Origin of the sequence: Planctopirus hydrillae, from assembly GCF_001707835.1 — a bacterium.
Lineage (GTDB): Bacteria > Planctomycetota > Planctomycetia > Planctomycetales > Planctomycetaceae > Planctopirus > Planctopirus hydrillae.
Genome location: NZ_LYDR01000023.1, coordinates 1 through 2,293 on the forward strand (window position 1 = coordinate 1; position 2,293 = coordinate 2,293).

2 protein-coding genes are annotated in these 2,293 nt (G+C 54.4%); both read right to left on the reverse strand.

The window, feature by feature from the left end; translation table 11 throughout:
* Positions 1-285 precede the first annotated feature (285 nt).
* Positions 286-984 carry a hypothetical protein gene (locus A6X21_RS24210; protein WP_131818137.1) on the reverse strand — a complete coding sequence of 233 codons (699 nt, stop codon included), beginning with the start codon at positions 982-984 and terminating at the stop codon, positions 286-288.
* Positions 985-1,003: 19 nt separating this feature from the next.
* A partial coding sequence (locus tag A6X21_RS24510; protein WP_165603653.1) for a hypothetical protein occupies positions 1,004-2,293 on the reverse strand: 1,290 nt, incomplete at its 5' end.

Genomic DNA, 2,293 nt, shown 5'->3' on the forward strand with positions numbered 1-2,293 from the left:
AATAAGCGTGTTCTGGGAGGTTGGCCACTGGCGGGAGGTGTAGTTCCAAGCTTCTCCCGAATTGGAGCGACGTGCGTTGACATCCCAGAACCACTGGCATTTGCGAAGTGTGACCCAGATACCTCCGGTAAATCAGGAAGCTTCAAAATATTCGCCGATGATTAGCCGCATGTCCTTGGGCTCAATAATTTCCGAGGACTGTCACGTGGGGAAGTTGTTTCGCTCTCAGATTTACCCAGCTTTCGCCAAGCCAATATGTACTTTCAGCGATCGGACTTCGCTATTTCATTCGAGGTAGAATGGTAGTGTACTGCTAAAATGAGGTGTTCGCTGGGTGATCGTCAAGATTTCTCTCAATCGGCCCGGCGGTAAGTCTTCCGGTGATATCGCTCGAATGTCAACGCAACCAGAGAACGACTCGCTCGATTTTTTCATTTCACTGATCAGACCACGAACCGCTACACAATCCGCTCCTTGGCAACGAATGGGACATTGCCAGCAGCTCGACACTTGCAGAGATGCTCTTTCAAGCGACGGCCATTCCAGGACGCGGTGGAAGACGTTGATTGTCACAGCAGGATTGCTCAGACGTTCGATATCAACGTGATTTACTGAAGACTTGAAGGGATAAGCATCGACTATGTTAACAACTGACTCTCCCAGATCCGTCTTACTGTTCGCAACCAGTTCCATAAATAGCAGTCGCCGAGGCCGCAAATCAAAGAAGAATACGATCGTTCGACTCCAGCTAGTGTCAAGGCCTTTAGATCGAATGTGGCTTGGAAGCAGGCTTGAACTGTGGTACGCCACCAGGATGTTATTCGCTTGACACTCCCGCATATAGTTCCAGAGGACGATGCGGCTGTGAAGATGAACAGTGATGGCAAACGCAAGACACACCAGAATGCTGCGGATGATCCAACGGGTGACTAGGCTGCAAAGTGCTCCGCCGCGTGCACGAGTTGTGTCTTGTCCATTTGCCATTTGTTACCCCCTTCAGTGGCTACGCCGCAATGTCCTGGATTCGTGTTTCCCATGTTGGCAGTTGTTCGCTAGGCCCATCAGGCGAATTGACTGCGCTTGGAGGAGTGCGGTGGCTCCAAACCCACGGTTGCCCCGGCGCGCGTGATCCCGCAGCGGACCATCGCCAGCGGGCCTTGTGAATCGTGACCCAGATGCCCCCGGTCGGCTGGTACATTAGGAACATCTCGAAAAACTCTCGAATATCGAACGCAGTGGCCACGCCACTGAGAAAGACCGATGGGCTGTCGAGCACTTCGATGGTTTCTGTGGCGGACTCGCCGATCACCTTGATCTTCGCCTGAAACTGCGGAACCATGTCATCGCTACTGTTGATATTCTTGGGTTTGCGATCGAGGACATATGCCCCCTCGGTCGTCAACACAGGTGGATTCCAAATGGGGGTTCCGTCACTTCCAGTCGACGGCACACCAGCTGCTCGACGGGTTTCGATTCTCTGGATGAAGGCGATTCGACCGGCACCACCCGGCGTGGTGTGGATTGTCCCTTCGACGCGTACCGCCGAGTCCTCCTCAGGACTGGCCGTGTTGGTTCGCCCGCAGATGAGCTCATTGCCGACTATGCGGATGACGTCCGCCGCAGGAGTGTACTCCGAAAACCGGAAAGCGATGTCTCCCGTGGGTGTTGAAACATTGAGTGTCGTCACGACCGATTTCAACCGTCCGCCCAACGTGGCCAGCAAAGTGACATTTGACGGCTTGGGAACTCCAAACGTATAGAATCCGATGCTGGCACCGACAAGCACTTCCGGAAGTTTGGTGATTCTCGCGAAAGTTTCACAATTGCCATCCAAGTTAGGATTCTCGTTATCTTTTCTCTTTAGAGTATCGGGCATGTCATACTTTTCAATGCACTTGTCGGGAACTGTCCATCGGTAGGTGGTTCCGGCGGGTGGTGCGGGTTCGATGATGGCTTTCAGCGCGATGGGTTGGCCGACGATGCGGGGGACAGTGCCGCCCGTGACGATCTGGCCATTCCATTCGATATCGACTTTATAGACTTTGATTTTCTTTTCGGCGGGGGATTCGCCGCAGGTGGCGGAGAGGGTGTGTTCGCCGGGGGTGGTCCATTGGACGCGGCGGGTGATCTTCACGATGTGGCCTGCGGCGTTCTTTTCCTCGGTCGAGGAAACAGTTGTGGAGCCGGGGATGTCGGGGAAACCGACGCCATCCAGACAGTTGCCGGTGATGGTGATGTCGTCTTCATCGCCCACGAAGCAGGTCTCGGGGGCCGTGATGCCGCTGACGGCACA